Genomic DNA, 5,100 nt, shown 5'->3' with positions numbered 1-5,100 from the left:
CTCGAAGAGCCGCTTGTACTGCTTGACCAGGGTGTTGCGGGGCTCGGTGAGGATCTGGATGAGCGCCTCCCGGTCCAGGTTGTGCACGCTGGTGATGACCGGCAGGCGGCCGACGAACTCGGGGATCATGCCGAACTTGAGCAGGTCCTCCGGCATCACGTCGGCGAACTGGTCGGTCGTGCCCTTGGCGTTCCTGACCCGCAGCTTGGCGTTGAAGCCCATCCCGTTGTGCCCGGAGCGCTGCTCGATGATCTTTTCCAGTCCGGCAAACGCCCCGCCGCAGATGAACAGGACGTTCGGCGTGTCGATCTGGATGAACTCCTGGTGCGGGTGCTTGCGGCCGCCCTGCGGCGGGACGCTCGCGGTGGTGCCCTCCAGGATCTTCAGCAGCGCCTGCTGCACGCCCTCGCCGGAGACGTCACGCGTGTTGCTCGGGTTCTCCGACTTGCGGGCGATCTTGTCGATCTCGTCGATGTAGATGATCCCGGTCTCGGCCTTCTTGACGTCGTAGTCGGCGGCCTGGATCAGCTTGAGGAGGATGTTCTCGACGTCCTCGCCGACGTAGCCAGCCTCGGTGAGAGCGGTGGCGTCGGCGATAGCGAACGGAACGTTCAGCATGCGGGCAAGGGTTTGAGCCAGGAAGGTCTTGCCGCAACCGGTCGGACCGAGAAGCAGGATGTTGGATTTCTGAAGCTCTACGTCACCGTCGGAGTAGCCACCCGACTGGACGCGCTTGTAGTGGTTGTAAACAGCGACGGACAGGATCTTCTTGGCGCGCTCCTGGCCGATGACGTAGTCGTTGAGGAAGGTAAAGATCTCCGCCGGCTTGGGGAGCTCGTCGAAGCGGACCTCAGTGCTCTCGGAGAGCTCCTCCTCGATGATGTCGTTGCAAAGGTCGATGCACTCGTCGCAGATATAAACCCCCGGGCCTGCGATGAGCTTCTTGACCTGCTTCTGCGACTTACCGCAGAAGGAGCACTTGACCAGGTCGCTTGACTCGCCGAACTTCGCCACTCCCCCGTCCTCCGGATCTAGGCGACGCCCGCCGCTTGCGGTACGAGCGCTAGTTCTCGTGTGGTGATTACCTCATCGATGATGCCGTAATCCTTCGCTTCCTCGGCGCTCATGATGAAGTCTCTGTCTGTATCGCGGGCGACCTTGTCAACCGGCTGGCCGGTGTCAACCGCCAGCATCTCGTTGAGCAGGTCCCGCATCCTCAGGATCTCCTTGGCCTGGATCTCGATGTCTGCGGCCTGACCCGCTGCACCCCCGTACGGCTGGTGGATGAGGATGCGCGCATGGGGGAGTGCGTAGCGCTTTCCTTTGGTCCCGCCTGCGAGGATGACCGCGGCCGCGGACGCAGCCTGGCCGTAGCAAAACGTTGATATGTCGTTCTTGACGAACTTCATCGTGTCGTAGATGGCAAAGAGAGCGGTGATGTCACCGCCCGGGCTGTTGATGTAGAGGCTTATCTCTTTGTCGGCGTTCTTGTACTCGAGGTACAGCATCTGGGCACAAATCGCATTGGCGACGTAGTCGTCGATCGGGGTCCCCATGAAGATGATGTTCTCCTCGAGCATTCGGGTGAACAGGTCGTAGCTCTTCTCCCCCCGGTTGGTTTGCTCCCACACCCCGGGGATGTGGTACTGGGCTAGGGGATTAATCACCGCTCTGCGCTCTCCTGCTCGTCCGTGTCCTGCTGGTCCGTCTTCTGGTCTTCCGACTTCCGATCGGTGTCGGTCGTGTCGTCTTGTTCGGTCTTGGCTTGAGTGGTCTTGGTGTCCGTTGCGTCGTCTTCTGGGTCGGCTGGCTCGAGTAGCGCTCGGTCGATGGGGTGTCCCTCCGGGTCGACGATCTCGACCTGTTCGAGGAGCCACTCCAGGGCCTCGCTCTTTTTCCAATCCGAGCGTACCGCGGGCATCTGCTCCGCGCGGTCGAGGTTTCGGCGAAGCTCCGCTGGCTTCACACCGTAAACCTCTGCCAACCGGTCGATTTCGGCCTGGAGGTCCTGGTCGGTGGGCTCTATCTGCTCCTGGTCGGCGATCGCTCGGAGCGCCAGGTCGGCCTTCACCGCCCCGGCCGCCCCCTCGCGCATCGACTCGACCACCTGCTCAGGCGTCTGGCCGGTCGCCTGGAGGTACTCGGCGACCCCGAGGTTCTGCGACTGGAGCCGGTGCTCCAGGTCGTGGACCCGCCTTTGGACCTCTGCGTCCACGAGAGGCGCCGGCGCGTCAATGTCGACCAGCTCGACCAGAGCTTCGACGGCCGAGTTCCGAAGCGCCAGGGTGGACTGGACCTTTTTCACAAGGCTGATCCGCTTGGTGATGTCCGCCCGCAGCTCCTCGACGGTGTCGAACTCGGACGCTTCGCTCGCCCATTCGTCGGTCACTTCGGGGAGGACCTTCTCCTTGACGTCCTTGACCAGGACCTTGAAGTGAACCGTCCCGTCGGGCAGCTCGGCGTTGAACTCGAATATGTCGCCGACCCTCGCGCCTTGAAGCTGGTCGTCGAGCTCCGGCAGGACCGTCTTGCTGCCGAGCTCGTAAAGGAAGTCGTCGGTGGTAAGGCCGGACACGTCCTCGCCGTTGCGGGAACCCTTGAGGTCGATCGTCAGGTGGTCGCCGTCCCTCGCCGGGCGGCTGACTTCACGCAGCTCGCCGAAGTTGGAGCGCAGGCGATCGATCTGGGCCTGGATCTCCTCTTCCGTCACCTCCGGGCTCGGGACCTCCACGCGAAGGCCCTGGTAGCCGGCGAGGTGCAGCCGGGGGCGTATCTCGACGACGGCGTCGAAGGCGATGGGGCCCTCCTTCTCGCCGGAGGTGATGTCGATCTCAGGCGGCGCTATCGCGTCTACTTCGTTTTCCCGGATGGCGCGGGTGTAGTAGTCGGGCAGGGCCTCACGTAGTGCCTCCGCCCGGCCGCTCTCCTTGCCGAGGCGGGCTTCCAGGATCCGGCGGGGGGCCTTGCCGGGCCGGAAGCCGGGGATGCGCACCTCCCGAGCGATCTTTCGGAACGCCGCGTCGATCGCCTTTTCGAACTCCGCCTCGTCGACCTCGACGGACAACTTCACCTTGTTGCCCTCGAGGGGCTCGACCACGGCTTTCATATAGGGCTGGAAGTCTAGGGGCGACCGGTGTGGATGCGGGTTGGAGGGCTTTCGCCGGCCGGCGGGCGGGTGTGCGGGTGTGTGTGTCGTCGTGCGCCAGCGGCCGGCGGCCCGGGGGGCGGGTGCCGCCGTGCGGTGGCGGGATGGCGGGGTGGTCCAGCGCGTGGGGATTGGAGCCGGGCGGCTGCGTCTGGGCGTGAAATCCGCGTTTGGGTGTGGATTCGAGCACGCCATGGCACGAATCCACTCCCGAAGTTCTGATCCACTGCCCAAACCGAGCCGTTGTACGCCGGGGACAGAGATCCGCTTCCGCCCTGGCAGCGACATCCGCTGATTAGGCTGAACGCGGAACCCTGCTCATCAGACGGGGAGTAGCGCAGCGGTTAGCGCACCTGCTTTGGGAGCAGGAGGCCGGGGGTTCGAATCCCCCCTCCCCGACTCATGTGATGAGAGTCGACACCCTCCCCGACTCACAAACCCTCCCCGACTCATCCTCCTGACGTCGTGGGCGCCTTTTAGGACTGGGTGCCGGCCCCACCACCAAAGGCCGGCACTTGGCCGTCATCTACCGAGCTGTGATCAGCCCGCCGTTCTTCTCAGTGCCCGCCATGCGAGCTGCCACCCTGTGGGCTCGCCGAACCATGGCCGGACGAGCCCGCGCTTGTCGCCGGGGCCGTGCCGGTGTCCGGGCTGTCTGTGTCACCGGTGTTGTTGTCGGAGGACTCGGTGCTGGTTTGGCTCGTGGCGTCACTCGAGTCCGAGGTCGCGTTGGCGGCCTTCAGCGCGGACAGGTGGCTGGTGCACCAGCCGAACGTGGCCGATACAGACCCGCCGGTCTCGGCGATCAGCGCCTTGAAGGCCGTCGAGTTGTCCGCGGGCGACGTCGCGGTCGCAGACGAATGATGGGCGAGGAACGCGGTGCACAAACCGAATAGGGCGTGGCTGTTCGCCGGGCCCGTGCTCGGGATCGACCCGATCGTCAGCGTGTTGTTGTTGACCGTCGAGGGAACGCTCGTGGAGGTCGTCGAGGTGGTCGAGGTCGTGGAGGTGGTGGAGGTGGTGTCGGCCGACGAGTCGGCTGAGAGACCGATCGCCGAGTGGGCCTTGCCCGTCGATGAGGCCTGGTTCGGCAAGGCGCCGGTTGCGGCCGCCGCGGCAGTGCCTACCCCAAGCGCGGCGACTGTCGCGATGGTGGCTGCCTTGGCTGAAAGAACTTTGGTGAGCAACATTTCTCCTTATGGGATGTTTGCCCCATCGACGGATATAAATCGCGTCTGTACCCCACGTTGTTAACGCCCTAAGCGGAAATTTCGCCACTGATCGTGTAGAATCACATATGGTCTGGCCAAAGACCGTGACCTGCATTCCCGGAGCCGCGCCTGACTCCGTGCGGCCCGACTCGACCCGGAATACCACTACGCCGACGACGGGCGCCATCCGTGCACGGTTAGGCTCTTCGCACCTCGCGGGCGTAGCTCAACGGTAGAGCTCCAGCCTTCCAAGCTGGTTACGCGGGTTCGACTCCCGTCGCCCGCTCGGGGCAACGATGCCCTGCATCAACATTCAGTCAGGTCGTGCCAGTGGTGACCCCATGCAGCGAAGAGCGGATTCGCAGGCGGGTTCTGATCGCCTCGATCACCACCGTCGCCGTCCTGGCCGTCCCCTTTCTGGCTGTTCCCGCCCGGCTCGCCGCCGGCGCATCCACGCCGGCACCGGCGACCACCTCCACCTCGACCGGCCTGGTTTGGTCGATCCTGTCCCCTTCCTCCTCGCCTCCGGCGCTCCAGGACGCGAGCGCGGTCTACGACAGCGACAACAAGACCGTCGTCCTCTTCGGAGGCCTCACCTCCCAAGGAACGGTCTCGGACAGCACGTGGGTGTGGAACGGGTCGACCTGGACCGACTACTCGCCGGCGCAGATCGAGGAGCCCCCCGGCCGGTACCTGGCATCGATGGCCTTCGACCCGGCTCTGCACCAGCTGATTCTCTTCGGC

General features: G+C 64.6%; 5 protein-coding genes and 2 tRNA genes. 3 read left to right on the top strand and 4 right to left on the bottom strand.

From position 1 onward, the window contains the following. The 3 genes from clpX to tig all read right to left on the bottom strand — a co-directional run. Positions 1-1,014 (bottom strand): ATP-dependent Clp protease ATP-binding subunit ClpX (clpX, locus tag VFZ97_20195; protein HEX6395758.1); only part of this gene is annotated, 1,014 nt, incomplete at its 3' end. 17 nt (positions 1,015-1,031) lie between these two features. Next, the gene (locus VFZ97_20190; protein ID HEX6395757.1) at positions 1,032-1,667 is read right to left on the bottom strand and encodes an ATP-dependent Clp protease proteolytic subunit; all 636 of its coding nucleotides are present in this window, start codon (positions 1,665-1,667) and stop codon (positions 1,032-1,034) included. Then, positions 1,664-3,106: a trigger factor gene (tig, locus tag VFZ97_20185; protein ID HEX6395756.1), complete on the bottom strand. Its 1,443-nt coding sequence runs from the start codon at positions 3,104-3,106 to the stop codon at positions 1,664-1,666. Before tig ends, VFZ97_20190 begins: the two co-directional genes overlap by 4 nt. 365 nt (positions 3,107-3,471) lie before the next feature. Here tig and VFZ97_20180 point away from each other — a divergent pair. Then, positions 3,472-3,544, top strand: a tRNA-Pro gene (locus VFZ97_20180). A 158-nt stretch (positions 3,545-3,702) separates the two neighbouring features. On the opposite strand, the gene VFZ97_20175 is transcribed toward VFZ97_20180, so the two are convergent. Next, positions 3,703-4,335 carry a hypothetical protein gene (locus tag VFZ97_20175; protein ID HEX6395755.1) on the bottom strand — a complete coding sequence of 211 codons (633 nt, stop codon included), beginning with the start codon at positions 4,333-4,335 and terminating at the stop codon, positions 3,703-3,705. Positions 4,336-4,571: 236 nt separating this feature from the next. Here VFZ97_20175 and VFZ97_20170 point away from each other — a divergent pair. Together VFZ97_20170 and VFZ97_20165 are read left to right on the top strand one after the other, a co-directional pair. Further along, positions 4,572-4,642: transfer RNA gene (locus tag VFZ97_20170), tRNA-Gly, on the top strand. A gap of 38 nt (positions 4,643-4,680) precedes the next feature. Beyond that, positions 4,681-5,100, top strand: a 420-nt coding sequence (locus tag VFZ97_20165; protein ID HEX6395754.1) for a kelch repeat-containing protein, incomplete at its 3' end; no start/stop codon positions are given.

This window comes from Acidimicrobiales bacterium (assembly GCA_036378675.1).
Classification (GTDB): Bacteria; Actinomycetota; Acidimicrobiia; order Acidimicrobiales; family Palsa-688; genus DASUWA01.
The sequence above is the reverse complement of the archived record's forward strand: the minus strand, read 5'-3'. Positions and strand labels throughout refer to the sequence as shown.